Origin of the sequence: Agromyces mediolanus, assembly GCF_014648575.1 — a bacterium.
GTDB lineage: Bacteria > Actinomycetota > Actinomycetes > Actinomycetales > Microbacteriaceae > Agromyces > Agromyces mediolanus.
Window position 1 is genome coordinate 542,562 of the sequence record NZ_BMRJ01000002.1, and the last position, 23,369, is coordinate 565,930.

A 23,369-nucleotide genomic window follows, 5' to 3' on the forward strand; every position below is an offset into this window, starting at 1 on the left:
CGGGGCTCGGGCTCAGAGCAGCCCGAGCTCCATCGCGCGGGTCACGGCGCGGGTGCGGTCGTTCACGCCGAGCTTCTCGAACACGTGCGCGAGGTGCGTCTTCACCGTCGCCTCGCCGATCACGAGCGTGCGGGCGATCTCGGGGTTCGAGCTGCCGGCCGCGACGAGCCGCAGCACGTCGAGCTCCCGCGGCGAGAGGGCCTGCGGCGGGGCCGTCGCGCCGCCGGCATCCGCCCGCATCCGCCGCACGAGCTGGGCCGCGACCGAGGGCGCGAGCACCGTCTCGCCCGCGACGACGGCGCGGATGCCGGCGAGGATCTCGTCCTGCGGCGCCGCCTTCAGCAGGTACCCGGCGGCGCCCGCCTCGATCGCCTCGACGATGTGCTCGTCGGTGTCGTAGGTGGTGAGCACGAGCACCCGCACGCCGCCGCCCTCGGCGAGGATGCGCGCGGTCGCCCGGGCGCCGTCGAGGCCGGGCATGCGCAGGTCCATCAGCACGAGGGCGGGGGACAGCTCGGCCGCGAGCGCGACGGCCTCGAGCCCGTCGGCGGCGACGCCGACGACCTCGATCCCCTCGGCGCTCTCGAGCAGGCCGACGATGCCGGCGCGCACGATGGGGTGGTCGTCGGCGACGACGACGCGGATCGGCGCGGTCATGCGCTGCTCCCCTCGCTCGGAACGCGGTCGGATGCCTCGACGGGCAGCTCGACGCGGAGTTCGGCCCCGCCGCCGGGGGCTGGGCCGAACGTCACCCGCCCGCCGGCGAGGGCGACGCGGTCGCGGAGCCCGGCGAGCCCGAAGCCGGGCGGATCGTCGGGGCCCGGACCGACGCCGTCGTCGCGCACGACGAGCCGGGCCATCCCGTCCGCCGCGTCGACGCTGAGGGCCGCGTGCGCCGCCCTGGCGTGCTTCCGCACGTTCGCGAGCCCCTCCTGGGAGGCGCGCAGCAGCACGACCTCGAGCTCCCGGTCGAGGCCCGGCGCGCGCACGTCGAGCGCCACGGCGACGCCGGTCTCCCGCTCGAAGCCGGCGGCGAGCCGGCCGAGCGCGTCGGCGAGGCTCGTGTCGAGCGCGATGGGGGAGACCGCGGCGACGAGCCCGCGCGCCTCGGTCAGCGCCTCGCGCGCCATCTCCTCGATGAGGCCGAGGTCGCCGCGCGCGGCCGGCACGTCGGGCGACGGGGCGTCGAGCCGCCGCTCCGCGCGCTGGGCGAGCATGACGAGCCCGGTGAGGCTCTGCGCGATGGTGTCGTGGATCTCCCGGGCGAGCCGCGCCCGCTCCTCGGTCACGCCCGTCTCACGGTGCATCGCCGCGAGCTGCCCCTGGGCGGCCTGCAGCTCGGCGAGCAGACGGGCCCGCTCCTCGCCGACCTCGGCGATTCGGGTGATCCACAGGCCGAGCGCGAGGCTGAACGCGAGCGAGAGCGCGCCGACGCCGAGGCCCGCGAGCACGCCCGTCGGGCCGAGCCCGACCGCGTAGCCGGCGGCGACCGCGATCCCGAGCAGCACGTTGCCGATGATCGCGCGCTTCGTCGACGGCGCGGTGATCCAGAGGAACGGGTAGGCGAAGGCCTGCAGCGTCGCGGCGCCGGAGTCGAACGCGGTGCCGGCGAAGACCAGGGCGACGAGGATGGCGGTGATCGCGACGTGGTGCCGCGGGTCCTCCGAGCCGATCCGCCACCTGAGGTAGCCGGCGTAGACCAGGAGGAACCCCGCGACGACGGCCCAGGTGCCCCAGTCCCGCGGGCCGTACGGCGGGAAGACGAGGCCGAAGGTGACGACGACGGCCGACACCGCGACGGCGGCGAGGTCCCACCAGCGGCGGTTCAGCATTCCGTCATGCTCTCACGTGGCTCAGGCGTCGCGCCGGATCCAGCGGAACGTGAGCCGGCTCGCGACGAGCCCGATCACGAGCCAGACGAGCAGCCACAGCGCGACCCAGCCGAGGTCCCAGCTGCCGTGCTGCTCCATGACGGCGAAGTCCTCCGGCAGGAACGCGGCGCGCATGCCCTGCGCCATCCACTTCAGGGGGAACAGGCTCGCGAGGTTTTGCATCCACTCCGGCAGGGCGGAGAACTGCAGGTACACGCCCGAGATGAACTGCAGCACGAGCACGATCGGCACGACGACGGCGGTGGCCGAGCGGGCGCTGCGAGGCACCGCGGAGAGCGCGATGCCGAGCAGGGCCGAGGCGACCGTGCCGAGCACGAAGACCCAGGCGAAGGTCAGCCAGGCCTCGCCGCTCGTCGGCAGCTCGACGCCGAAGACGGTGGCCGCGACGAGCAGCAGCAGCCCCGCCTGCAGCACGCCGGTCGTGAACACCTGGCCGAGCTTGCCGATGAAGTACGACACGGGCGACAGCGGGGTGCCGCCGAGTCGCTTCAGCGTGCCGTCGCCCTTCTCGCCGGCGATGTCGACGGCGAGGTTCTGCACCCCCGAGAGCAGCACGCCCGCCGCGAGCATGCCGGGCAGGTAGTACGCGCCGACGCTGACGCCCGCGGTGCCGGGACCGGGCGAGATGTCCCCGGCCGAGCTGAACGCGGCGGTGAAGATGCCGAGCATGATGAGCGGGAACAGGAAGGTGAAGAACACCGTGTCCGGGCTGCGGAAGTAGCCGCGCACCTCGTAGCCGATGCGGCTGAGCCCCGAGGCGATGACGCCCGGCAGGCGGGCGGCGCCTGAGCGGCCGGCGGTGGACGGGGTGGTGACGGCGCTCATGCGCGGGCCTCCTCGGGGGTCGCGACGGTGGGGGAGACGGCGGATGCCTCGGCGGCGCCCACGAGCTCGAGGTACACGTCCTCGAGGCTCGGGCGGATGACCTCGAGCTCGGCGGGCTCGCCGCCGCGCCCGTCGGCGGTCACGGACCCGGCCTCGGCCGCGAGGGCCGCGACGAGTTCGGCGGGCCGTTCGGTGCGTCGCTCGCGGCGGACGCCCGAGGCATCCCGCCAGCGCACGATCGGGACCCTGGCGGCCGGGCCGCCGAGCTCGGCGATGGCGCCCTCGGCGACGATCCGGCCGCCCAGGATCACCGCGGCGCGGTCGCCGAGCTGCGCGGCCTCGTCGAGGTAGTGGGTGGTCAGCAGGATCGTGGTGCCCTCGGCCTTCAGCCGTTCGATGAGGCCCCAGAACTCGCGCCGGGCCTCGGGGTCGAAGCCCGTCGTCGGCTCGTCCAGGAACAGCAGCTGCGGGCGGCCGACGATGCCGAGCGCCACGTCGACGCGACGGCGCTGCCCGCCGGAGAGCTTCGAGATTCGGGTGCCGGCCTTCTGCTCGAGTCCGACGGCGGCGATGACCTCGTCGACGTCGCGCGGGTTCGGGTAGTAGCCGGCGAACTGGCGCAACTGCTCGCGGACCGTGTACAGCCCGGCCTCGGGGGCGGACTGCAGCACGATGCCGAGGCGGGAGCGCCACGCGCGGCCGCCCGTCGCCGGGTCGGCGCCGAGCACCGACACCTCGCCCGAGCTGCGCCGGCGGTAGCCCTCGAGGATCTCGATCGTGGTCGACTTGCCGGCGCCGTTCGGGCCGAGCAGTGCGAACGTCTCGCCGCGGGCGATGTCGAGATCGATGCCGTCGACGGCGGTCACCCCGCCGTACGCCTTGCGGAGGCCGCGCACGCGGACGGCGGGGCTCTGAATCTGGTCCATACTGCGATGCTCCCGCGCCCGGGGCGGTCGCGGGCACCCCCGAACTGGCGATTCCGGCATCCCCCGATCGGTGGATGCCGCGAGGACCCGACCGGGCGTCTCCGGCTCAGCGGGGCAGCACGAGCGATACCGCGAGGGCGAGCATCACGACGGCGATGACGCCGTCGAGGATGCGCCAGGCCCGCGGCGTCGAGAGCACCCGGCCGAGCAGCCGGGCCCCGTAGGCCAGGCCGAAGAACCAGAGCACCGAGCCGAGTGCGGCCCCGAGGGCGAACCACCAGCGGCCCTCGCCGTGCCCATTGGCGACCGAGCCGAGCAGGAACACGGTGTCGAGGTAGACGTGCGGGTTCAGCCAGGTGAGCGCGAGGCAGGTGCCGAGCGTCGCGAGGAGGGTCGTGCGGGCGCCCGCGCCGGTCTCGCGCGTCGGCCGGGCGGGCGCCGCCGTGAGCGTGCCGGCCGCCGCGGTCGTGGCGGCCGGGCCGGAGGCGGAGGGTGCGGCGCCGTCCGGTGTCCCGTCGGACGGCGCCGCGGTCGATGCGCCGGCGCCGAGCGTCGCGCCGCTCGGGCGGATCGCGCGCTTCGCGGCGAGCACGGCGTAGCCGGCGAGGAAGGCGGCGCCCGCCCAGCGCACGACGTCGACGAGCCACGGCACCGCGGTGAGCACGGCCCCGATGCCCGACACCCCGGCGAGGATGAGCACGGCGTCCGACACCGCGCAGACCGCCGCGACCGCGAAGACGTGCTCGCGGCGGATGCCCTGGCGCAGCACGAACACGTTCTGCGCGCCGATGGCGACGATGAGCGAGAGGCCGAGGCCGAGGCCGGCGAGGGTCGAGCTGAGATCCACGCCTCGACGCTAGGACTCAGGATGCCTGAAGTACAGTTCAGGATTCTTCATCAGCATTAGCATGGCTACAGATGGAGATCCCCGCCGAGCTCGCCCGCACCCTCGCGACCGTCGTCGCCGAGGGCACCTTCGACGCCGCGTCGCGGGTGCTGCAGATCACGCCCTCGGCCGTCTCGCAGCGCATCAAGGCGCTCGAGCAGCACCTCGGCCGCGTGCTCCTCGTGCGGCAGAAGCCCGTGCGGGCGACCGAGGCCGGGCAGGCCGTGGTGCGCTACGCCCGGCAGCTCGCGCTGCTCGAGCACGACGCCCTCGCGGGCTTCGCGCTCGGTCGTACGGACGGCGAGGCCGACCGCCGCCCCATCGCGGTGCCGCTCGCGGTGAACGCCGACACGCTCGGCACGTGGATCCTGCCCACCCTCGCCGGGCTCGCGGCGAGGCATCCGGTCGTCTTCGACCTGCACCGCGACGACCAGGATTTCACCGCCGAGCTGCTCGAGTCGGGCACCGTGATGGCGGCGATCACCTCGCAGGCGACGCCGGTCGCCGGCTGCGTCGCGCGGCCGCTCGGCGTGATGCGCTACCGCGCGGTCGCGACGCCCGAGTACGTGGCGCGCTGGCTGCCCGGCGGGATGACGCCCGCGGCGCTGTCGGGCGCGCCGCTCGTGGACTTCGACCGGCGCGACGACCTGCAGACCGGCTTCCTGCGCTTCGTCGGGGCCGACGCCGCCGGGCCGCCCAGGCACTACGTGCCCGCGTCGAACGACTTCGCCGTCGCGGTGAAGCTCGGGCTCGGCTGGGGCATGCTGCCCGGCTTCCAGAGCGAGGAGGAGCTCGCCGACGGGCGGCTCGTGCCGCTCGGCGGCCCGCCGATCGACGTGCCGCTGCACTGGCAGCAGTGGAACCTGCGCTCGCCGCTGCTCGACACGATCGCCGACGCCGTGGTGGCCGAGGCCCGCCGCGCCTTCAGCTGACGCGGCGGCCCGCCCTCCGGGGAGTGTCGTCAGTATTTGCGGGTGCGCGGCGCCCGGCACCCGCAAATACTGACGTCAAGCTGGGGGAGTGCGCGGCGCGATGCCGCCGCTCAGCCGAAGAGGCGCTGCAGGCGCTGCACGCCCTCGAGCAGCGGCTCGTCGCCGAGCGCGTAGCTGAAGCGCAGGAAGCCGCTCGGCCCGAACGCCTCGCCGGGCACCGCGGCCACCTCGGCGCGCTCGAGGATGAGGTCGGCGAGCTCGAGCGAGGTGGTCGGCGTGACGCCGCCCCACTCGCGGCCGAGCAGGCCCGTCACGTCGGGGTACACGTAGAACGCGCCCTCGGGCACCGGCACGCGCAGCCCCTCGATCTTCGACAGCTCGGCGACGATCGTGCGGCGGCGGCGGTCGAAGGCGCGGCGCATCTGCTCCACCGGCTCCTGGGGGCCGGTGAGGGCGGCGATCGCGGCCCGCTGCGAGATGTTCGACACGTTCGAGGTGAGGTGCGACTGCAGGTTGGCGGCGCCCTTGATGACGTCGGCCGGGCCGACCATCCAGCCGAGCCGCCAGCCGGTCATCGCGTAGGTCTTCGCGACGCCGTTCACGAGGATCGCCTGCTCGGCGAGCCCCGGCACCGCCTCGACGATCGACAGCGCGCGCGGCGCGGGCGCGCCCACCTCGGTGTCGAGGCCCGCGTACGTCAGGTTCTGGTAGATCTCGTCGGCGATCACCCAGATGCCGTGCTCGAGCGCCCACTCGCCGATCGCCCGCACCTGCTCGGGCGGGTAGACCGCGCCCGTGGGGTTCGAGGGCGAGACGAAGAGCAGCGCCTTGGTGCGCTCGGTGCGCGCGGCCTCGAGCTGCTCGACCGTGACGAGGTAGCCCTGCTCGCTGCCCGCGAAGACGTCGACCTGGCGCCCGCCGGCGAGCTTGATCGCCTCGGGGTAGGTGGTCCAGTAGGGCGTGGGCACGAGCACCTCGTCGCCCTCGTCGAGGAGCACCTGGAACGCCTGGTAGACGGCCTGCTTGCCGCCGTTCGTGACGACGACCTGCGAGGCGGGCACGTCGAGCCCGGAGTCCCGCCGCGTCTTGTCGGCGATCGCCTCGCGGAGCTCGGGCAGCCCGGCGGCCGGCGTGTAGCGGTAGTTCTTGGGGTCGTGCGTGGCGGCGAGCGCCGCCTCGACGATGTGCTCGGGCGTCGCGAAGTCGGGTTCGCCGGCCGCGTAGGAGATGACCGGGCGCCCCTCGGCCTGGAGGGCCTTCGCCTTCGCGTCGACCTTCAGGGTCGCGGACTCGGCGATGGCGGCGATGCGGGCGGACAGGCGCGGCTTCTCGGTCACACCGCGAGTCTACCGAGCGACTGCGCGCTGAGCATGTCGAAGGGGGCCCGCCGGACCGTCGATCCGACCGGCATCCGGTGCCGATTCAGAGGTTCTGACCGATGTCCCAGAGCCGGTCCGGCCGGCCGTCGATCGCCTCGGACACCGCGAGCGCCTGGTCGTCCGAGAGCGAGGCGACGTAGTCGACGACGCCGCGGCCGACGCCGAGCCGGGCGAGCTCGCCGACCTCGGGCACCGGCACGCCCTCCGGGCGGGTGCGCCGCAGCAGGGCGTAGCCGTCGGTCGCGATCTCGATGAGCTCGCGCAGCCGCTGCGGCACCCGGTGCCGGTCGTACTCGTCGCTCGCCCAGGCGGTGAGCCCCTTCACCGCGCGGGTCAGCACGCGGCTGAGCCCGCGCTGGTACATCGCGATGTCGGCCCGGTCGAGGATGAAGTGCCGGTGCACGAACTTCAGGATCTCGACCTCGTGCCAGGCCGCCCGGTCGAGGGTGACGAGGCCCGTGCGGGCGACCCCGGGCGGCGCGGGCACCACGGAGGTCTGCAGGTGCCCGATCCAGCCGTTCGTGAAGGCGGAGAGCGCCCGCTCGGACGCGATCGAGCCGTCGAAGGGGGAGGCGAGCAGTCCGTCGACGAGGTCGTCGGCGACGGCGTCGACCGCGGCGGCGAAGGCGTCGTCGTCGGCGATCCAGCCGTCGGAGCGGCGGAGCTTGCGGCGGAGCGACTCGAGGGCGGCGCCGGGCGGCGCGGTGCGGGCGGCGAGCTCCTCGTCGGCGAGCTCGCGCAGCTCGGTCGCGGCCTGCGTCCAGCCGCGGAACTCCCGGGCCACGGCGCCCTGGCTGAGCAGCCCGGCCCGGTAGAAGTCGTCGACGTCGTGGATGGAGTAGGCGATGTCGTCGGCGGTGTCCATGATCGAGCACTCGAGCGACTGCACCATGGGCGGCAGCCCGGTGCGCGCGGCGGCGAGGTCGGCGGCGTCGAGGTCGTACGCCGAGAACTTGCCGGCCTCGACGGCGCCGTCGACGAGCCGGAGCCCGCGCGGCAGGCCGCCGTCGGAGAACGGCACCGGGCGGGCGAACCGCGTCCACGGGTACTTCGCCACGGCGGCGCGAACCGCGGAGGTGAGGTTCAGCCCGTGCGGGGCGGCGGCGCTGACGTCGAGGGTCGCGAGGATGCGATAGCTCTGCGCGTTGCCCTCGAAGCCGTCGGCGAGGCCGAGCGTCTCCCGGGCGAGCCGGTCGAGCACGCGCTCGCCGAGGTGGCCGAAGGGCGGGTGGCCGAGGTCGTGCGCGCTCGCGGCGGCCTGCACGACGACGGCGTCGCAGCCGTGCTCGCGGGCGAGCGCGTTGCCGGGCGAGGCGGGGTCGGCGAAGCCGACGGCGATCGCGCGGGCGACGGCGGTCACCTTGATCGAGTGGGTGAGCCGGTTGTGGATGAGGGGTCCCGCGCCGGGCTGCGCGATCACCTGCGTGACGGCGGAGAGGCGCGAGAAGTAGGGCGAGAAGCGGATCCGCTCGAGGTCGAGCCGGAACTGGGAGTGCTCGCCGGTGACCTCGACGCTCGAGCTCGGTTCAGGCGTGCGGCGGGCGGCGCGGTCCGGGGTCATGGTCCCAATGTAGGCGTCGGTTCGCGCCAGCCGCTCGCGTCGCATAGACTGGGTGAGGTTGCTCGTTCCGGCAATGCTTCACTGCGCCCGAAATCCGTTTCGGACGCGGTCGGCTGCGGCGAGACTGGCAGCCTCCTCGGCCCCAGCAACGGGGGCCTAGGGCGGTGGCTCAATTGGTAGAGCAGCGGTCTCCAAAACCGCAGGTTGCAGGTTCGAGTCCTGTCCGCCCTGCGAGCCGGCAGTGAATGCCGGCCCACGAAAGGTGTACAGGTGGCCCGGAAGATCATCGACGAACCCAGCGAGGATGTCGTCGCCAACGCCAAGCGCGACCGCGCTGCGCGTCGGAATCCGTTCGCCCGGATCGCCCTGTTCATCCGTCAGGTCATCGCAGAACTGAAGAAGGTCGTCTCCCCGACCCGCAAGGAGCTCGTCAATTTCACGATCGTCGTGCTCGTCTTCGTCATCATCATGATGGCGCTCGTCTGGGGCCTCGACCAGCTGTTCGGTCTGCTGGTGGTGTACGTCTTCGGGCAACCGGGAGTCTGATCGGGGCTTCGGGCCCGCGTCGACCGAGACTCGCCGAGTGGCGGTCGGGACTCACGAAGTAAGGATCAGAAGTGTCAAGGACTGAGCGCGACGACGTCGACTGGGCCACGGCTGCCGAGCAGTCTGCCGAGGACGACGAGGCGCAGACGGGCAACGTCAACCAGCACGAGGAGGACTCCTCCGAGGCGGCCGAGCACGTCGCCGTCCACGTGGTGGACGACGAGGGCAACGAGGTCGACCTCGACGCCGTCCTCGACTCCCTCGCCGAGGCGAGCGACCCCGAGGCCGACGCGGTCGTCGACGACGCCCTCGACATCGACTCCGCCGACGAGGCCGAGGCGGCCGCGGAGGCCGTCGAAGAAGAGGCCGAGACCGAGGCCGAAGACGAGTTCGACCCGTACGAGGAGTTCCGCGCCGAGCTGCGCTTCCTGCCGGGCAAGTGGTACGTCATCCACTCCTACGCGGGCTTCGAGCGTCGCGTGAAGGCGAACATCGAGCAGCGCCGCGAGTCGATGGCGATGGCCGACTACATCTACCAGGTCGAAGTGCCGATGGAAGACGTCGTCGAGATCAAGAACGGCCAGCGCAAGATGGTCACCCGCGTGCGCATCCCCGGCTACGTGCTCGTGCGCATGGAGCTCAACGAGGACTCGTGGTCGGTCATCCGCCACACCCCGGGCGTCACCGGCTTCGTGGGCAACGCCCACAACCCGACGCCGCTGCGCTTCGAAGAGGCCTTCGGCATGCTGAAGAGCCTCGTCGCCCCCGCCGACGTGCCCGCCGCGAAGGGCTCGAAGGCCGCCGCGGCCTCCGGCGCCGCGCGTCAGGTGCAGGCCGAGGTCGACTTCGAGGTCGGCGAGACCATCACCATCAAGGACGGCTCCTTCGCCGGCCTGCCCGGCACGATCAGCGAGATCAAGCCCGAGAGCGGCAAGCTCACGGTCCTCGTCTCGCTCTTCGAGCGCGAGACCCCGGTCGAGCTCAGCTTCGACCAGGTCACGAAGCTCTAGCAGGCTTCCCACCGCGCGTCCAGCCGACCCTCCGGTATACTCGGAGGGTTGTGCTGCGTTCGGGCCAGCCCGAACCACACGATCCACCGCCACCCGGAACCGCCGGAGTGACGGGAGAGTGCCCCGCCGGGGCGTTCGAACAGAAAGAGAGAAATCATGGCACCGAAGAAGAAGGTCACTGGTCTGATCAAGCTTCAGATCAACGCCGGCGCCGCCAACCCCGCCCCGCCGATCGGTCCGGCGCTGGGTCAGCACGGCGTGAACATCATGGAGTTCTGCAAGGCCTACAACGCGGCCACCGAGTCGCAGCGCGGCAACGTGATCCCCGTCGAGATCACCGTCTACGAGGACCGCAGCTTCACCTTCATCCTGAAGACCCCGCCCGCCGCGGAGCTCATCAAGAAGGCCGCCGGCGTCGCCAAGGGTTCCGGCGTCCCGCACACCACCAAGGTCGGCAAGATCAGCCCCGACCAGGTCCGTGCGATCGCCGAGCAGAAGATGTCCGACCTGAACGCGAACGACCTCGACGCCGCGTCGAAGATCATCGCCGGCACCGCCCGGTCGATGGGCATCACGGTCGAGTAATCGCCTCGCGGGCTCATTCGCTGAGCCCGTCGGATGGATGCCTCGAGGCATCCGCCTTCAGAACTCTCATTCGTGGCAGCGCCCGCCAGGCGCGATGACCACATTCTCGCAAGGAGAAGCAACATGGCACAGAAGTCCAAGGCCTACCGGGCCGCGGCCGAGAAGATCGAGGCCGGCAAGTACTACACCCCGAGCGAGGCCGTCGCCCTCGCCAAGGAGACCGGCTCGGCGAAGTTCGACTCGACCGTCGAGGTCGCGCTGAAGCTCGGCGTCGACCCCCGCAAGGCCGACCAGATGGTGCGCGGCACCGTCATCCTCCCGCACGGCACCGGCAAGACCGCCCGCGTCATCGTGTTCGCGACCGGCCCCGCCGCCGAGGCCGCGATCGCGGCCGGCGCCGACGAGGTCGGCGGCGCCGAGCTCATCGAGAAGGTCGCCGCGGGCTACACCGCCTTCGACTCGGCCGTCTCGACGCCCGAGCTCATGGGCCAGGTCGGCCGTCTCGGCAAGGTGCTCGGTCCGCGCGGCCTCATGCCGAACCCGAAGACCGGCACCGTGACCCCGAACGTCGGCCAGGCCGTCTCCGACATCAAGGGCGGCAAGATCGAGTTCCGCGTCGACAAGCACGCCAACGTGCACTTCGTCGTCGGCAAGGCCTCCTTCTCGACCGAGCAGCTCGAGGAGAACGCCAAGGCTGCGCTCGAAGAGGTCCTGCGCCTCAAGCCGTCGAGCTCGAAGGGCCGCTACATCCAGAAGGGCGCCGTGTCGACCACCTTCGGCCCCGGCATCCCGCTGGACGTCAACGCCATCTGAGCCAGCTCAGACCAGAGAACGGCCCGCCGGTGATCCGGCGGGCCGTTCTGCGTGTTCCGGCCGCTGCGCCTCAGCGCAGGATCTGGAAGCGCGCGGCGCCCTCGGCCGGCTCGGCGAGCGGCCGCTCGGCGACCTCGAGGCCGGTCACCCGGGACCCGGGCGGACCGGCCTCGAGCCGGCGCAGCATCGTCTCGACCGCAGCGTCCTCACCCTCGATCTCGGCCTCGACGCGCCCGTCGGGGAGGTTCCGCACCCAGCCCGCGATGCCGAGCCGATCGGCGTGCTTGCGGGCGAGGTAGCGGTAGCCGACCCCCTGCACGTGGCCGGAGACGAGGACGTGGCGGCGGATCATCCCGCCACGCTATCCCACCCTCCGCCCCGCCCCGCCCCGCCCCCCCGCACCATCGAGGGGGTCGTTTTGCGACATCCGCATGGGTGTCCGACGCAGCATCCGTCGGAATTCGACCCCCTCGCGGTGGAGAGCGGTGGAGAGCGGGCGGGAGCGGGCAGGGAGGGAGCTGGTGAGGAGGGCGGGCTACCGCCTGACGGGCGTCGCGCCGGTGCGGGTGCGGATCGCCTCGGCCACGGCGATGGCGTCGCCCTCGGGGGCGCTCGACTTGCGGTCGGGGCGGGCGATGAAGAGGTACGCGAGCCCCGTGACGAGCACGATGCCGAGGCCGATCAGCACGACCCAGTCGGCGAACACGTCGCCGGACTCCCCGGGCCGCGCGATGAGCACGATCGCGAAGACGCCGTACGCGAGCGCGAGGATGTTCACGACGACGCCCGCGCCGCGGAGCGAGAACGGTCCGGCCGGGCGCCAGCCCTTCGCCCGCTGCCGGAGCGAGGCCAGCACGACCATCTGGAACGCGAGGTAGATGCCGAGCACCGCGAAGGAGGTGATCGGCACGAGCAGGTTGCCGTTCAGGAAGATCAGCACGCTGATGATCGCGGGCACCGTGCAGGCGACGATGAGGGCGTTCGTGGGCACCTTGTTTCGCGGCGAGACCTTGGCGAGCCAGGTGTGCCCGGGGATCATCCCGTCGCGGGCGAAGGAGAACAGCAGCCGGCTCGCCGCCGCCTGCAGGCTCAGCACGCAGGAGATGAACGCGGTGATCGCGACGAGGAGGAAGATCTTCGCGCCGACGGGGCCGAGGGTGTCGGCCAGGATGCCGGGGATCGGGTCCGCGTCCTCGCCGGAGACGATCGCCTCGAGGTTCGGGGCGGCGAGCACGTAGCCGCCGAAGGAGAACAGCGCGGAGACCCCGCCCACGAGGATCGTCATCATCATCGCCCGGGGGATGCGCTTCGCGGGGTTCGAGACCTCCTCGGCGACGTCGCCGCAGGCCTCGAAGCCGTAGAAGAGGAAGAGCCCGGCGAGCGCGGCGCCGAGGAAGGCCACCGCGTAGCTGCCGTCGCCCTCGACGCCCATCGTGTCGAAGAAGATGCCGAAGTCGTGCTTGCGCTGGAAGATCAGCAGGTAGAGGCCGAGGCCGATGACGCCGATGAGTTCGGCGGCGAGGCCGATCTGGGCGACCCGGGCGAGCGTCTTCGTGCCCGAGAAGTTGAACACGAAGGCGAGCAGCAGCAGGCCGAGCGTGATCGCGAGGTTCACCCCGGGGGTGAGTTCGAGGTCGAAGAGGCTCGCGACGAAGCCGGCGCCGAACTCGGCGACCGCGGTGATCGTGACGATCATCGCCCAGATGTAGACCCAGGCGGCCATCCACGCGTAGCGCCGGCCCCAGAGCCGACGCGCCCAGGGGTAGATGCCGCCGTGGATCGGGTACTGCGAGACGATCTCGCCGAACACGAGCGAGACGAGCAGCTGCCCGCAGCCGACGATCACGATCCACCAGATCGACGGCGGGCCGCCGATCGTGAGCGCGACGGCGAACAGGGAGTAGACGCCGACGAGCGGCGAGAGGTACGTGAAGCCGAGGGCGAAGTTCGCCCACAGGCTCATCGAGCGGTTGAACGAGTCGTCGTAGCCGAGCACCTGGAGGTGCTCGGCGTCGTCGAGGTGGGTGACCTCGGGTTCTGCAGGCATGGGGGTCCCTTCGATCGTCGTTGATCTCGCGTCACGAGGGCCGGTCGTGAGGGCCGGTCGCGCGGGTCGAGCGCCAGCATAGCCATACCTCCGGCGGTAAAGCTATAGAACCGGATGATTCGAAGGGGCCCCGCTCGATCAGCCCTGCGGCACGGCCGCCACGACGTCGATCTCGACGAGGATGTTCGCGAGACGCGAGCCGACCGTGGTGCGCACCGGGTACGGCTCCTGGAAGAACTCGGCGTAGGCCTCGTTGTACTCCGCGAAGTCGGCGAGGTCCTCGAGGTGCGCGGTCACCTTCACGACGTCGTCGAAGCCCAGGCCGTACTCGGCGAGCACGGCGCCGATGTTCCGCAGCACCTGGCGGGTCTGCTCCTGCACCCCGCCCTCGACGACGAGGCCCGTCGCCGGGTCCTGGGGGCCGAAGCCGGCGGTGTAGAGGAAGCCGTTCGCGACGACGCCGTGGCTGTACGGCCCGGCGGGCTTCGGCGCGTTCGAGAGGGTGACGGCGGTCTTCGGCATGGGGTGCTCCTGATTCGGTTGGGTGGATGGACGGACGGGGGTCTCAGCCGAGCTCGGCGGCGATCGCCGCCGCCGTGGCCCGGAGGGCGGGGAGGTGCTGTTTCAGCGCGTCGAGGTCGGCGACCATGCGGATGGCGGTGACGGACACGGCGCCGACGACGCCCATGCTCGACACCACCGGCACGGCGAGGCAATTGACGAAGGGCTCGAACTCGCGGTCGTCGGCGGCGTAGCCGGCGGCGGACACCCGGTCGAGCTCGGCGTCGAAGCGGGCGCGGCTCGTGATCGTGCGCTCGGTGAACGGCGCCCAGTCGACGTCGGCGAGCACGGCGTCCCGCTCGGTCTCGGGCAGCTCGGCGAGGATGGCCTTGCCGACGCCCGAGCAGTAGGGGATCACGGCTTTGCCGATCCGGGAGTACATGCGCACGCCCGAGGCATCCTCGACCTTGTCGACGTAGACGATCGAGCCGTCGAGGAGCGCCGCGAGGTGCACCGTGTTGCCCGTGCGCCGATGCAGTCGGCGCACGTGCTCGGCACCCGCCTCGCGCAGGTCGAGGGACTCCAGAGCCTCCCGGGAGAGCGCGGCGAGCCGCGGCCCGAGCGCGTAGCGGCCGGAGCTGCGGCGGCGCACCCAGCCGACCTGCTCGAGCGACTGCAGCTCGCGGAACATGGTCGAGCGATGCAGCCCGAAGGCCTCGGCGAGCTCGGCGACGGTGCGCGGCGACGCGGCGACGGCGTCGATGATGCGGGCGGCCCGCTCCACGCTCTGCGACATCAGCGGCTCCCTTCTGCGGCGGCGGGCGAGCCGGCGCGGCGCAGGCCCCGGCCGGGCGTCGCGCCGCTGAGCCGGCCGCCCGCGAGCACCGGGACGCCCGCGACGAGCACGTCCTCGATCCCCTCGGCGAGCCCGAGCGGCGCGGCGTACGTGGCGGTGTCGCGCACCGTCGCGGGGTCGAGCAGCACGAGATCGGCGACCGCGCCGGCCTCGACGCGGCCGCGCCGGCCGAGGCCGAAGCGCTCCACCGCCCGCGTCGAGGCGAAGGCGACGAGGCCGGACCAGTCGAGCACGCCGTGCTCGAGCACGAGCTCGCGGGGATAGCGGGCGAAGCTGCCGCGCGCTCGCGGGTGCGGATGCCGGCCCACGAAGATGCCGTCGGAGCCGCCCATGGCCTGCGGGTGGCCGAGGATGCCGGCGAGCTCCGCCGCGGTCCGCTCGCGCTGCACGGCCATCACGACGTTGACCTCGAGGCGGCTGGCGACCAGGGCGTCGAGGGCGAACTCGGCCGGGCTCCGGCCGGCGCGCGCGGCTGCCTCGGCGAGCGTCAGCCCGTGCGCCCAGTCGAGATCGGGCGCCGCGAGGTGGCCGAACACGAGCATCTCCGGCCAGGCCGGGCCGAGGCTCGGGTAGTCGGCGATGCCGGGGAACCAGTCGCGCAGCAGCTCCGCGCGCACCCGCTCGTCGGCGAGCAGCCCGACGAGCTCCTCGGCGGGCCGCACGCCGAGCTCCGGCGGCAGCAGCGGCATGGCGAGCAGGGAGCAGCCGCGCCCGTACGGGTAGGCGTCGAAGCTCGCGTCGAGGCCGGCCTCGGCGAGCTCGGCCATGAGCCCGTGCACGATCGCCGGTTCGGCGTGGAAGTGCGAGACGTGCACCGGTGCCCCGGCCCGGCGGCCGATCTCGGCGAGTTCGGCGATCCCGGCCGCGGAGTTCGCCTCGTAGCCGCCGCGGAGGTGCGAGACGTAGACGCCCCCGCGTTCGCCGAGGGCCGCGGCGAGCCCGGCGAGCTCGTCGACGTCGGCGAAGATCCCGGGCACGTAGTCGAGGCCGCTGGAGAGCCCGAGCGCGCCCTCGTCGAGCCCGCCCTCGACGAGGGCCCGCATCGCGGCGAGCTCCTCGGCGGTCGCCGGCGCGCTGGACCGGCCGAGCACCTCGTGGCGCACGGTGCCGGCCGGCACGAGCACGCCGACGTTCAGCGGGGTGCGGCCGTCGTAGCCCGCGAGCAGCCCCGCGACGCCGCCGCCCGCGTCGCCCGGGTGCCGACCGTTGATGGCGGCGAAGTACTCGCTGCCGTACCGCCCGTCGCCCGGAGCGAAGCCGACGCCGTCCTGCCCGCCGATGACGCTCGTGACGCCCTGGCGGAGCAGGGCGAGCTGCACCTCGGGGTCGAAGACGCGGGCGTCGGCGTGCGAGTGCGCGTCGACGAAGCCGGGCAGCACGAGCCGGCCCTCGCCCGCGATGGTGCGCTCGGCCGATCGCGGCCCGGAGGCCTCGCGGTCGCTGCGGGGTCGGACCGCGGCGATGCGCTCGCCGTCGACGACGAGGTCGACGGGTTCGGCCGCGGGGTCGAGCCGGACGTCGCGGAGGACGGTTCGGGAGTCGCTCATGCCGGCCGCCCGCTCAGAAGAAGGTCCGGACGAGCTCGACCACGCGGGTGCTGCCCGCGTGCTCGACGACGGGCAGCCAGCGGCGCTTGTCGAACGCCGTGCAGGGGTGCGAGAGACCGAGCGCGACGACCTCGCCGACGCGCACGGGCAGCGCCTCGCCGCGGAGGAAGGCGTGCTGGTCGTTCACCGCCGAGATCTCGGCGCCGGGCAGCGGGCGGGTCGCGGCGTCGCCGAGCTCGGCGGAGACGGCGAGCGGGCGCGGCAGGCCCTCGTCGAAGGGGAAGTCGCGTCGGCCGCCGTCGAGCAGGGCGAGACCGGGCTCGGGGTGCGAGACGACGCGCGCGTAGCCGCGCATCGCGGGCACGAGCTCCGCGTCGAGCGGCGAGATGCCGTGGTAGAAGCCGTCGTCGTGCACGAGCGAGGCGCCCGAGCGGAGGATCCAGCGCCCGGGCCGGGCCGACGCCGTCGCCGCGGCGATCGCGGGGGCGAAGACCTCGGCGACGAGGTCGGGGTAGGCGCTGCCGCCCGCCGTGACGATGAGCGGCGCCGCATCGTCGACGAGGTCGGCGAGCCCGTCGCGCAGTTCGAGCATCGCCGCGAGGTAGTCGCGCACGGCGTCGAGCCCGGCAGCGCTGCGGTCGTGGGCGAGCGCGCCCTCGTAGCCGGCGACCCCGGCCAGGCGCAGCACGGGGGAGGCGGCCACGCGGCGCGCGAGCGCGAGGGCGTCGGCGAGCGAGCGGGCGCCCGTGCGGCCCCCGGCGCCGCCGAGCTCGACGAGCACCTCGATCGGGCGGGGGAGCGGTGGCAGCGTGGCCAGCCCGCGTTCCATCGCCTCGACGGTCTCGATGGAGTCGACCCAGCAGTGGAAGCGGAAGCCGGGGTCGGCGAGCTCGCCCGCGAGCCAGGCCAGGGCTGCCGGGGCGACGAGCGCGTTCGCGAGCATGAGCCGGTCGGCGCCGAAGGCGCGCGCGGTGCGGAGTTGGCCGGGGGTGGCCAGGGTGAGCCCGCTCGCGCCGTGGTCGAGCTGCAGCGCCCAGAGCTGCGGGGCCATCGTGGTCTTGCCGTGCGGCATGAGCTCGAGCCCGGCCTCGCTCGTCCAGCGCTGCACGGTGGTGGCGTTGTGCTCGAGGGCCGCCCGGTCGAGCACCGTGAGGGGGGTCCAGAACTCGTCGAGCGTCGGCTCGGTGGCGAGGAACGCCCGGGCGGTGAGCCCGGCCGCGCGGGCCGGCAGCCCGGTGTCGGCGGGTGTCAGCAGCTCGTCGTGCAGTCGGTCGAGCGCGAGCGTCATGCGTCTCCTCGCAGTGCGGCGTGATCGGTCGTGCGGCGGTGTGCAAATACTGCAACGCGCTTGCGCGGCAACTGCACAGCAGTCAGCATAGGGGCCGTGCCGCCCTTCCCTGAAGTCCTGACCGTCGGCGAGACGATGGCGCTCGTCGTGCCCGCCCGCGCCGAGCCGCTCGAGTCCGCCGTCGACTTCCGCGTCGAGCCGGGCGGGGCGGAGTCGAACGTCGCGGCGCATCTCGCCGCGCTCGGGCGCCGGGCGGCCTGGGCCGGCGCCGTCGGCGACGACCCCCTCGGCCGTCGACTGCTCGCCCAGCTCGACGCGCTCGGCGTGGACACGAGCTGGGCCGGCCGCGACCCCGGGTCGCCGACGGGCGTCTACTTCAAGAACCCCGGCGACGGGGTGCACTACTACCGGACCGGCTCCGCGGCATCCAGGCTCGGCGCGGACACCGTGGCCGGACTGCCCGTGGCCGGCGCGCGCCTCCTGCACCTGAGCGGCATCACCCCAGCGCTCTCGGCGAGCTGCGAGGAGCTCGTCGACGCGCTCTTCGCCGCCGCCGACGCGGCGGAGGTGCCGGTGAGCTTCGACGTGAACCACCGGCCGGCGCTGTGGCCGTCGCGGGCGGCCGCGGCCGAACGGCTGCTCGGGCTCGCCCGCCGCGCCCGCGTCGTCTTCGTCGGCCTCGACGAGGCCGAGGGGCTCTGGGGCACGAGCACCGCCGAATCGGTGCGCGAGCTGCTGCCGGAGCCGGCGCAGCTGATCGTGAAGGACGGCGCGGTCGGCGCGACGGAGTACTCCCACAGCGCGCCCGCCGCCCACGTGCCGGCGACGCCGACGACGGCCGTCGAGGTGGTGGGCGCGGGCGACGCGTTCGCCGCGGGCTGGATCGCCGCCTGGCTCGACGGCGCGGACGCCGAGGCGCGGCTCGCCGCCGGCCACGCGCGCGCCGTGCTGACCATCGCGGGCACGAGCGACGTGCCCCGCGAGGAGGAGAACGACGGATGACCCGGATCGAGAACGCCGAGTTCGCCGAGCTGCTCGGAGGTGCGCCCGTGATGGCGATCTTCCGCGGGCTCGGCGCGCGCCGCAGCCTGGAGCTCGCGGAGCGCGCCTGGGAGCTCGGCATCGACGCGGTCGAACTGCCGATCCAGGCCGCCGAGGACGTCGAGGCCCTGCGCCTCGTCGCCGACGCGGCGCGGAGCAACGGTCGCGTCGTCGGCGCCGGCACGGTCGTCAGCACCGAGCAGGTCGGCCTCGCCGCCCGCGCGGGCGCCGCGTTCACCGTGAGCCCCGGCTTCGACGAGGCGGTGGTGCGGGCCTCGGCGGCGGCCGGGCTGCCGCCCCTGCCTGGCGTCGCGACGGCCACCGAGGTGCAGCGGGCCGCGGCGCTCGGGCTCAGCTGGCTGAAGGCCTTCCCCGCCGCCTCGCTCGGGCCGGGCTGGTTCCGGGCGATGCGCGGCCCGTTCCCCGAGGTGCGCTTCGTCGCGACGGGCGGCCTCGACGCCGGCAACGCCGGGGACTTCCTCGCCGCCGGGGTGCGTTCGGTGGCGGTCGGCTCGGCGCTCGAGGACGAGACGCAGCTGCCCCGGCTCGCCGAGCTGCTGCGACGGGGCTGACAGCGCCGGCCCAAGGCTGGCAGGATGCCGCCATGGGAACCGTCACCGACTACCTCGACGAGCGCAGCGGGCCCGAGCGGGCCGCGCTCGAACGGGTCATCCGCATCGCGCGCGAGCTCGCGCCGGACGCGAGCGAGGGCGAGAGCTACGGCATGCCCGCCCTGCTGCACCGGGGCAAGGGGCTCGTCTCGGCGATGCAGGCGAAGCACCACCTCGGCTTCTACCCGTTCAGCGGGACGGTGCTCGAGGGCTTCGCTGACGAGCTCGCGGGCTTCGCCTGGTCGAAGGGCACCGTGCAGTTCAGCGCCGAGCACCAGCTGCCCGACGAACTGCTGCGCCGCATCCTGCGCGCCCGCATCGCCGAGATCGACGCACGGCTCGACCGGCGCTGAGCCGGGGCCCAGCCGCGGAGACGGCGGATGCCGCAGGCCTGCGCCTGCGGCATCCGCCGTCGTGATCGGCCGGATCAGCCGAGGCGGATCATCTTCTTGTTGACGAACTCGTCGGCGCCGAAGCGGCCGAGCTCGCGGCCCGAGCCCGAGCGCTTGATGCCGCCGAAGGGCAGCTCGGCGCCGTCGGCGCCGACGACGTTCACGAAGACCATGCCGGCCTCGATCTTGTCGGCGACGCGGAGGGCCTGCTCGCGGTCGGTGGTGAAGACGTAGGAGCCGAGACCGAACGGGGTGTCGTTCGCGAGCTCGACGGCGGCGTCCTCGTCGGCGACCTTGAACACCTGCGCGACCGGGCCGAAGAACTCCTCGTGGAAGGCGTCCGAGCCGGGCTTCACGTCGGTGAGGATCGTGGCCGAGTAGTAGTTGTCGCTGCGGGTGCCGCCCGAGTGCAGGGTGGCGCCCTGGGCGACGGCGCGGTCGACCTGCTCCTGCAGGGTGTCGGCGGCCTTCGCCGAGGACAGCGGGCCGAGGGCGGTGCCGTCCTTGGCCGGGTCGCCCTCCTCGACGGCGTTCATCGCGGCGGTGAACTTCTCGAGGAAGGGCTCGTAGAGCTCATCGGCGACGATGAAGCGCTTGGCCGCGTTGCAGGCCTGGCCGTTGTTGTCGACGCGGGCCATGACGGCCGCCTCGACGGTCGCGTCGAGGTCGTCGGTCGAGAGCAGGATGAAGGGGTCGGATCCGCCGAGCTCGAGCACGACCTTCTTCAGGTAGCGGCCGGCGATCTCGGCGACCTTCGCACCGGCGCGCTCCGAGCCGGTGAGCGAGACGCCCTGCACGCGCGGGTCGGCGATGACGGTCTCGATCTGCGCGTGCGAGGCGTAGATGTTGACGTAGGCGCCCTCGGGGAAGCCGGCGTCGAGGAAGATGCGCTCGATCGCGGCGGCCGACTCGGGGCACTGCTCGGCGTGCTTCAGCAGGATGGTGTTGCCGATGATGAGGTTCGGGCCGGCGAAGCGGGCGACCTGGTAGTACGGGAAGTTCCACGGCATGATGCCGAGCAGCGGCCCGAGCGAGGAGCGGCGGATGAGCGCCGAGCCCTCGCCCGCGAGCAGCTCGATCTCCTCGTCGGCGAGGAGCGACTCCGCGTTGTCGGCGTAGTACTCGTAGATCGCGGCCGAGAACTCGACCTCGCCGACGGCCTGCTCGCGGGGCTTGCCCATCTCGCGGACGATGATGTCGGCGAGCTCGTCGATGCGCTCGGTGTGCAGCTCGGCGACGCGGCGGACGAGGGCGGCGCGCTCGGCGACGGTGGAGTTCTTCGACCAGCCGCGGTGCGCCTCGGTGGCCTTGGCGATCGCGGCCTGCAGCGCCTCGTCGGTGATCGTGTCGTAGCTCTTGACGACCTCGCCGGTGGCGGGGTTGGTCACGGCATAGGGCATGGGGTTCTCCTTCTCGGGTGCACGCACGCCAGAGTCCGTCTGCCGCGGTGCATACGCTCGTCCTTCAAAGATATAGCAGCGGATGATTGATCTGGGCAGGTCTCTGCGGATGCACAGCTGGAAGTGGCGCGATTCACCCTGCATCGGCAGTGCATCACTGGTGATGCGGTACCCTGGTCGCATGCGTACCACCGTCGATCTCCCGCCGGCCGTGCACCACCGCGTGCGCGAGCTCGCCGCCTCACGGCACCAGTCGATGTCCCGGGTGATCGCCGACCTGACCATGACGGGGCTCGCCGGCCTGCAGGTCGAGGTCGAGTACAGCCGCGATCCGCAGTCCGGCCTGCCGGTGCTGAGCCTCGGCCGAGCCGTCGACGACGCCGACGTGGCCGACGCGCTCGACGACGAATGACGACCCGCTTCCTGCTCGACGCGAACCTGCTCATCGCGCTCACCGTCGCCGAGCACGCGCACCACGAGCGCGCGAGCGCCTGGTTCGCCGGAGTCGAGCAGGCCGCGGTCTGTCCGATCGTCGAGGGCGCGCTGCTGCGGTTCCTCGTGCGACTCGGGGTGCCGGCGAGCTCCGTCCGCGCCATGCTGCTGGCGTTGCACGACGATCCCCGCATCGAGCTCTGGTCGGAGTCGCTGTCGTACACCGAGGTCGAGCTCGGGCACGTGATCGGGCACCGCCAGGTGACCGACGCCTATCTCGCGGCGCTCGCTCGGCACCACCGGGGGCGGCTGGCGACGCTCGACGAGGCACTGCACGCGGCGCTGCCCGAAGCGACGCTGCTCGTGCCGCGCTGATCCGGCGGCACCGAGCCACGGACGCTCAGGCCGGTGCGACGAGCACGCGGAAGGGCGTCGACGCGCAGTCGAGCGCGGCGGCGGAGGAGCTCGCGAGCTGCCCGACCTGGAGCGAGGGTTCGGTCGAGAGCACGACGCGACCGTCGGCGTTGACGAGGGCGAGCGGCGCGTCGACCGCGAGGAAGCCGGCGAGCAGCTCCCGTTCGAGCCGGCGCACGGCGACGTCGGCGCCGACGACCCCGACCATCCGCTCGCCGTCGGCGGCGTGCGCGGGCATCGTCAGGGTGAGGATGTAGTCGCAGGTGCAGAGGTGGTCGACGAAGGGCCCGGTGACGTGCGCGTGCCGCGTCGTCGCGGGGATGCGGTACCACTCGAGGGCGCGGAAGTCGCGGAGGTACTCCGTGTAGCCCCGGGTGGAGAGGTCGAGCCGGGTGGGACCGTCGGTCGAGCCGAGCACGGGGTTGTCGTCGAGCGGGCCGAGCCACCAGGCGAAGTGCACGTCGCGGCCGTGCACGATCTCGCCGTCGGCGATGAAGCCGGCGCCGACGAGCAGGGCGTCGGGCTCGACGAGCCGGGGGATCACGAGCTCGGAGACGAGCTGGTCGAGGGCGAGCGGCTTCACGCCGGGCGCGATCGCCCGCTCGATGGGTGCGCGCCACGCGGCGAGCTGCTCGAACACGCCGGTGAACAGCCGGGACACGGCCTCGGCGGCCGCCTCGGCGCCGGCGGGCAGCGCGTGCTCAGTCATCGATCCCGCCCCCTCGTTCGACCCGGGCCTTGGCGGCGAGCAGCCGTTCGGCGAGGCTCGCGACGAGCGCGCCGACCGCCGCGCGCGCCTCGGCGGGGCGGTGCGCGGCGACGGCCGCGACGATGCGCCGGTCGATCTCGGCGGCGTTCGCGCGCTCGTCGGCCTCGTCCAGGCCGAGCAGCAGCAGCGGCCCGGCGTCGGCCTGCAGCCGGATCTGCTCGCGCACGAGGCGCGCCGACTGGCTGAGCACGGCGAGCTCGAGGAAGAAGCCGCCCTGGTTCGTGCGGGCGGATGCCGCGGTGCCGAAGTCGGCGGCGTCGAGCCACTCGGCGAGGCGCACCGCCTCCGCGTCGGCGGCGCGCTCGGCGGCGCGCTCGGCGATGCCCGCGAGGATCGCGCCGAAGTAGACGGCCATGTCGCTGAGCTCGACCTGCGCGAGGGCGCGCAGCCGGGCGGTGAGCAGCGCACGGTGCTCGGCGTCGTCGTGCACGACGAAGCTGCCGCCCTCGCGGCCGCGCCTCGTCTCGACGAGGCCGGCGTCGCGGAGGATGCCGAGGCCCTCGCGCACGGTGATGAGCGCGACGCCGAAGCGGCGGGCGAGTTCGGGCTCGCTCGGTAGCCGCTCCCCGGGGTGCAGCACCCCGAGCACGATGCCGTCGGTGAGCCGCTGCGCGACCTGCTCGGCGCGACCGGCGTCCGACAGCTGCGCGAACACGGCCTCGCGCGCTCCCGGGCCCACCCTCGATCCCATAGCGCACAGCTTTTCACAGGAGTTA

At 73.3% G+C, this 23,369-nt stretch carries 26 protein-coding genes and 1 tRNA gene; 11 read left to right on the plus strand and 16 right to left on the minus strand.

Annotated features, from left to right (window positions below):
* Nucleotides 1–12: 12 nt before the first annotated feature.
* The 5 genes from IEY71_RS12330 to IEY71_RS12350 form a co-directional block, all read right to left on the minus strand.
* The gene (locus IEY71_RS12330) at nt 13–657 is read right to left on the minus strand and encodes a response regulator (RefSeq protein ID WP_189085619.1); all 645 of its coding nucleotides are present in this window, start codon (nt 655–657) and stop codon (nt 13–15) included.
* Nucleotides 654–1,832, minus strand: coding sequence for a sensor histidine kinase (locus tag IEY71_RS12335; RefSeq protein WP_189085620.1), 1,179 nt, complete (start codon nt 1,830–1,832; stop codon nt 654–656). Before IEY71_RS12335 ends, IEY71_RS12330 begins: the two co-directional genes overlap by 4 nt.
* A 21-nt stretch (nt 1,833–1,853) precedes the next feature.
* Nucleotides 1,854–2,717, minus strand: coding sequence for an ABC transporter permease (locus IEY71_RS12340; RefSeq protein ID WP_189085621.1), 864 nt, complete (start codon nt 2,715–2,717; stop codon nt 1,854–1,856).
* Entirely contained in the window at nt 2,714–3,643 is a 930-nt protein-coding gene (locus IEY71_RS12345; RefSeq protein WP_189085622.1) for an ABC transporter ATP-binding protein, read from the minus strand. Before IEY71_RS12345 ends, IEY71_RS12340 begins: the two co-directional genes overlap by 4 nt.
* 106 nt (nt 3,644–3,749) lie before the next feature.
* On the minus strand, nt 3,750–4,490 hold the full coding sequence (locus tag IEY71_RS12350; RefSeq protein WP_189085623.1) for a LysE/ArgO family amino acid transporter: 741 nt from the start codon (nt 4,488–4,490) through the stop codon (nt 3,750–3,752).
* 71 nt (nt 4,491–4,561) lie between these two features.
* Here IEY71_RS12350 and IEY71_RS12355 point away from each other — a divergent pair, with 71 nt between their 5' ends.
* A complete protein-coding gene (locus tag IEY71_RS12355; protein WP_189085624.1) occupies nt 4,562–5,461 on the plus strand; it encodes a LysR family transcriptional regulator ArgP in 900 nt (299 codons plus the stop codon).
* A 110-nt stretch (nt 5,462–5,571) separates the two neighbouring features.
* Here IEY71_RS12355 and IEY71_RS12360 read toward each other — a convergent pair whose 3' ends face one another.
* Together IEY71_RS12360 and dgt are read right to left on the minus strand one after the other, a co-directional pair.
* Nucleotides 5,572–6,798 carry a pyridoxal phosphate-dependent aminotransferase gene (locus IEY71_RS12360; protein ID WP_189085625.1) on the minus strand — a complete coding sequence of 409 codons (1,227 nt, stop codon included), beginning with the start codon at nt 6,796–6,798 and terminating at the stop codon, nt 5,572–5,574.
* An 85-nt stretch (nt 6,799–6,883) separates the two neighbouring features.
* Nucleotides 6,884–8,401: a dGTP triphosphohydrolase gene (gene dgt / locus IEY71_RS12365; RefSeq protein ID WP_229781720.1), complete on the minus strand. Its 1,518-nt coding sequence runs from the start codon at nt 8,399–8,401 to the stop codon at nt 6,884–6,886.
* 158 nt (nt 8,402–8,559) lie between these two features.
* On the opposite strand from dgt, the gene IEY71_RS12370 reads away from it, so the two are divergent.
* The 5 genes from IEY71_RS12370 to rplA all read left to right on the plus strand — a co-directional run bounded on the left by IEY71_RS12370 (nt 8,560) and on the right by rplA (nt 11,355).
* Nucleotides 8,560–8,632 (plus strand) — tRNA-Trp (locus IEY71_RS12370).
* Between the two features lie 39 nt (nt 8,633–8,671).
* Entirely contained in the window at nt 8,672–8,947 is a 276-nt protein-coding gene (secE, locus tag IEY71_RS12375) for a preprotein translocase subunit SecE (RefSeq protein WP_189085627.1), read from the plus strand.
* A gap of 71 nt (nt 8,948–9,018) precedes the next feature.
* Entirely contained in the window at nt 9,019–9,957 is a 939-nt protein-coding gene (gene nusG, locus IEY71_RS12380; RefSeq protein ID WP_189085628.1) for a transcription termination/antitermination protein NusG, read from the plus strand.
* A gap of 156 nt (nt 9,958–10,113) precedes the next feature.
* Entirely contained in the window at nt 10,114–10,542 is a 429-nt protein-coding gene (rplK, locus tag IEY71_RS12385) for a 50S ribosomal protein L11 (protein WP_189085629.1), read from the plus strand.
* 123 nt (nt 10,543–10,665) lie between these two features.
* The gene (gene rplA / locus IEY71_RS12390; RefSeq protein ID WP_189085630.1) at nt 10,666–11,355 is read left to right on the plus strand and encodes a 50S ribosomal protein L1; all 690 of its coding nucleotides are present in this window, start codon (nt 10,666–10,668) and stop codon (nt 11,353–11,355) included.
* Nucleotides 11,356–11,425: 70 nt separating this feature from the next.
* Here the strand turns inward: rplA and IEY71_RS12395 are convergent, their stop codons facing one another.
* The 6 genes from IEY71_RS12395 to IEY71_RS12420 form a co-directional block, all read right to left on the minus strand.
* On the minus strand, nt 11,426–11,707 hold the full coding sequence (locus tag IEY71_RS12395; RefSeq protein WP_189085631.1) for an acylphosphatase: 282 nt from the start codon (nt 11,705–11,707) through the stop codon (nt 11,426–11,428).
* A gap of 183 nt (nt 11,708–11,890) precedes the next feature.
* Entirely contained in the window at nt 11,891–13,402 is a 1,512-nt protein-coding gene (locus tag IEY71_RS12400) for an APC family permease (RefSeq protein ID WP_189085632.1), read from the minus strand.
* A 138-nt stretch (nt 13,403–13,540) separates the two neighbouring features.
* Nucleotides 13,541–13,924: a RidA family protein gene (locus IEY71_RS12405; protein ID WP_189085633.1), complete on the minus strand. Its 384-nt coding sequence runs from the start codon at nt 13,922–13,924 to the stop codon at nt 13,541–13,543.
* 43 nt (nt 13,925–13,967) lie between these two features.
* Complete coding sequence (locus tag IEY71_RS12410; RefSeq protein WP_189085634.1) at nt 13,968–14,699, minus strand: IclR family transcriptional regulator; 732 nt, start codon at nt 14,697–14,699, stop codon at nt 13,968–13,970.
* On the minus strand, nt 14,699–16,306 hold the full coding sequence (locus IEY71_RS12415; protein WP_189085635.1) for an N-acyl-D-amino-acid deacylase family protein: 1,608 nt from the start codon (nt 16,304–16,306) through the stop codon (nt 14,699–14,701). The genes IEY71_RS12410 and IEY71_RS12415 overlap by 1 nt, the downstream gene beginning before the upstream one ends.
* A gap of 13 nt (nt 16,307–16,319) precedes the next feature.
* Nucleotides 16,320–17,594, minus strand: a complete 1,275-nt coding sequence (locus tag IEY71_RS12420) for an alanine racemase (RefSeq protein WP_189085636.1) — start codon at nt 17,592–17,594, stop codon at nt 16,320–16,322.
* A gap of 96 nt (nt 17,595–17,690) precedes the next feature.
* Here IEY71_RS12420 and IEY71_RS12425 point away from each other — a divergent pair, with 96 nt between their 5' ends.
* Genes IEY71_RS12425 through IEY71_RS12435 form a run of 3 tightly spaced genes read left to right on the plus strand, consistent with a single transcriptional unit; the run spans nt 17,691 to nt 19,599 of the window.
* Nucleotides 17,691–18,596, plus strand: coding sequence for a sugar kinase (locus IEY71_RS12425; protein ID WP_189085637.1), 906 nt, complete (start codon nt 17,691–17,693; stop codon nt 18,594–18,596).
* A complete protein-coding gene (locus IEY71_RS12430) occupies nt 18,593–19,207 on the plus strand; it encodes a bifunctional 4-hydroxy-2-oxoglutarate aldolase/2-dehydro-3-deoxy-phosphogluconate aldolase (protein WP_189085638.1) in 615 nt (204 codons plus the stop codon). Before IEY71_RS12425 ends, IEY71_RS12430 begins: the two co-directional genes overlap by 4 nt.
* Nucleotides 19,208–19,239: 32 nt before the next feature.
* A complete protein-coding gene (locus IEY71_RS12435; protein WP_189085639.1) occupies nt 19,240–19,599 on the plus strand; it encodes an iron chaperone in 360 nt (119 codons plus the stop codon).
* A 74-nt stretch (nt 19,600–19,673) separates the two neighbouring features.
* Here IEY71_RS12435 and IEY71_RS12440 read toward each other — a convergent pair whose 3' ends face one another.
* Nucleotides 19,674–21,038, minus strand: coding sequence for an NAD-dependent succinate-semialdehyde dehydrogenase (locus tag IEY71_RS12440; protein ID WP_189085640.1), 1,365 nt, complete (start codon nt 21,036–21,038; stop codon nt 19,674–19,676).
* A gap of 181 nt (nt 21,039–21,219) precedes the next feature.
* On the opposite strand from IEY71_RS12440, the gene IEY71_RS12445 reads away from it, so the two are divergent.
* Complete coding sequence (locus tag IEY71_RS12445) at nt 21,220–21,450, plus strand: hypothetical protein (protein ID WP_189085641.1); 231 nt, start codon at nt 21,220–21,222, stop codon at nt 21,448–21,450.
* Nucleotides 21,447–21,845, plus strand: coding sequence for a TA system VapC family ribonuclease toxin (locus IEY71_RS12450; RefSeq protein WP_189085642.1), 399 nt, complete (start codon nt 21,447–21,449; stop codon nt 21,843–21,845). Before IEY71_RS12445 ends, IEY71_RS12450 begins: the two co-directional genes overlap by 4 nt.
* 25 nt (nt 21,846–21,870) lie before the next feature.
* On the opposite strand, the gene IEY71_RS12455 is transcribed toward IEY71_RS12450, so the two are convergent.
* Nucleotides 21,871–22,593, minus strand: a complete 723-nt coding sequence (locus IEY71_RS12455) for a PDC sensor domain-containing protein (protein ID WP_189085643.1) — start codon at nt 22,591–22,593, stop codon at nt 21,871–21,873.
* Complete coding sequence (locus IEY71_RS12460) at nt 22,586–23,332, minus strand: FadR/GntR family transcriptional regulator (protein WP_229781721.1); 747 nt, start codon at nt 23,330–23,332, stop codon at nt 22,586–22,588. Before IEY71_RS12460 ends, IEY71_RS12455 begins: the two co-directional genes overlap by 8 nt.
* Between the last annotated feature and the right edge of the window lie 37 nt (nt 23,333–23,369).

What these genes read in the sequence shown, in the direction of transcription:
- IEY71_RS12330 (WP_189085619.1), bottom strand. Translation starts at nt 657, where the DNA reads ATGACCGCGCCGATCCGCGTCGTCGTCGCCGACGACCACCCCATCGTG.
- IEY71_RS12335 (WP_189085620.1), bottom strand. Translation starts at nt 1,832, where the DNA reads ATGCTGAACCGCCGCTGGTGGGACCTCGCCGCCGTCGCGGTGTCGGCC.
- IEY71_RS12340 (WP_189085621.1), bottom strand. Translation starts at nt 2,717, where the DNA reads ATGAGCGCCGTCACCACCCCGTCCACCGCCGGCCGCTCAGGCGCCGCC.
- IEY71_RS12345 (WP_189085622.1), bottom strand. Translation starts at nt 3,643, where the DNA reads ATGGACCAGATTCAGAGCCCCGCCGTCCGCGTGCGCGGCCTCCGCAAG.
- IEY71_RS12355 (WP_189085624.1), top strand. Translation starts at nt 4,562, where the DNA reads ATGGAGATCCCCGCCGAGCTCGCCCGCACCCTCGCGACCGTCGTCGCC.
- dgt (WP_229781720.1), bottom strand. Translation starts at nt 8,401, where the DNA reads ATGACCCCGGACCGCGCCGCCCGCCGCACGCCTGAACCGAGCTCGAGC.
- rplK (WP_189085629.1), top strand. Translation starts at nt 10,114, where the DNA reads ATGGCACCGAAGAAGAAGGTCACTGGTCTGATCAAGCTTCAGATCAAC.
- rplA (WP_189085630.1), top strand. Translation starts at nt 10,666, where the DNA reads ATGGCACAGAAGTCCAAGGCCTACCGGGCCGCGGCCGAGAAGATCGAG.
- IEY71_RS12395 (WP_189085631.1), bottom strand. Translation starts at nt 11,707, where the DNA reads ATGATCCGCCGCCACGTCCTCGTCTCCGGCCACGTGCAGGGGGTCGGC.
- IEY71_RS12400 (WP_189085632.1), bottom strand. Translation starts at nt 13,402, where the DNA reads ATGCCTGCAGAACCCGAGGTCACCCACCTCGACGACGCCGAGCACCTC.
- IEY71_RS12405 (WP_189085633.1), bottom strand. Translation starts at nt 13,924, where the DNA reads ATGCCGAAGACCGCCGTCACCCTCTCGAACGCGCCGAAGCCCGCCGGG.
- IEY71_RS12410 (WP_189085634.1), bottom strand. Translation starts at nt 14,699, where the DNA reads ATGTCGCAGAGCGTGGAGCGGGCCGCCCGCATCATCGACGCCGTCGCC.
- IEY71_RS12415 (WP_189085635.1), bottom strand. Translation starts at nt 16,306, where the DNA reads ATGAGCGACTCCCGAACCGTCCTCCGCGACGTCCGGCTCGACCCCGCG.
- IEY71_RS12420 (WP_189085636.1), bottom strand. Translation starts at nt 17,594, where the DNA reads ATGACGCTCGCGCTCGACCGACTGCACGACGAGCTGCTGACACCCGCC.
- IEY71_RS12430 (WP_189085638.1), top strand. Translation starts at nt 18,593, where the DNA reads ATGACCCGGATCGAGAACGCCGAGTTCGCCGAGCTGCTCGGAGGTGCG.
- IEY71_RS12435 (WP_189085639.1), top strand. Translation starts at nt 19,240, where the DNA reads ATGGGAACCGTCACCGACTACCTCGACGAGCGCAGCGGGCCCGAGCGG.
- IEY71_RS12440 (WP_189085640.1), bottom strand. Translation starts at nt 21,038, where the DNA reads ATGCCCTATGCCGTGACCAACCCCGCCACCGGCGAGGTCGTCAAGAGC.
- IEY71_RS12445 (WP_189085641.1), top strand. Translation starts at nt 21,220, where the DNA reads ATGCGTACCACCGTCGATCTCCCGCCGGCCGTGCACCACCGCGTGCGC.
- IEY71_RS12450 (WP_189085642.1), top strand. Translation starts at nt 21,447, where the DNA reads ATGACGACCCGCTTCCTGCTCGACGCGAACCTGCTCATCGCGCTCACC.
- IEY71_RS12455 (WP_189085643.1), bottom strand. Translation starts at nt 22,593, where the DNA reads ATGACTGAGCACGCGCTGCCCGCCGGCGCCGAGGCGGCCGCCGAGGCC.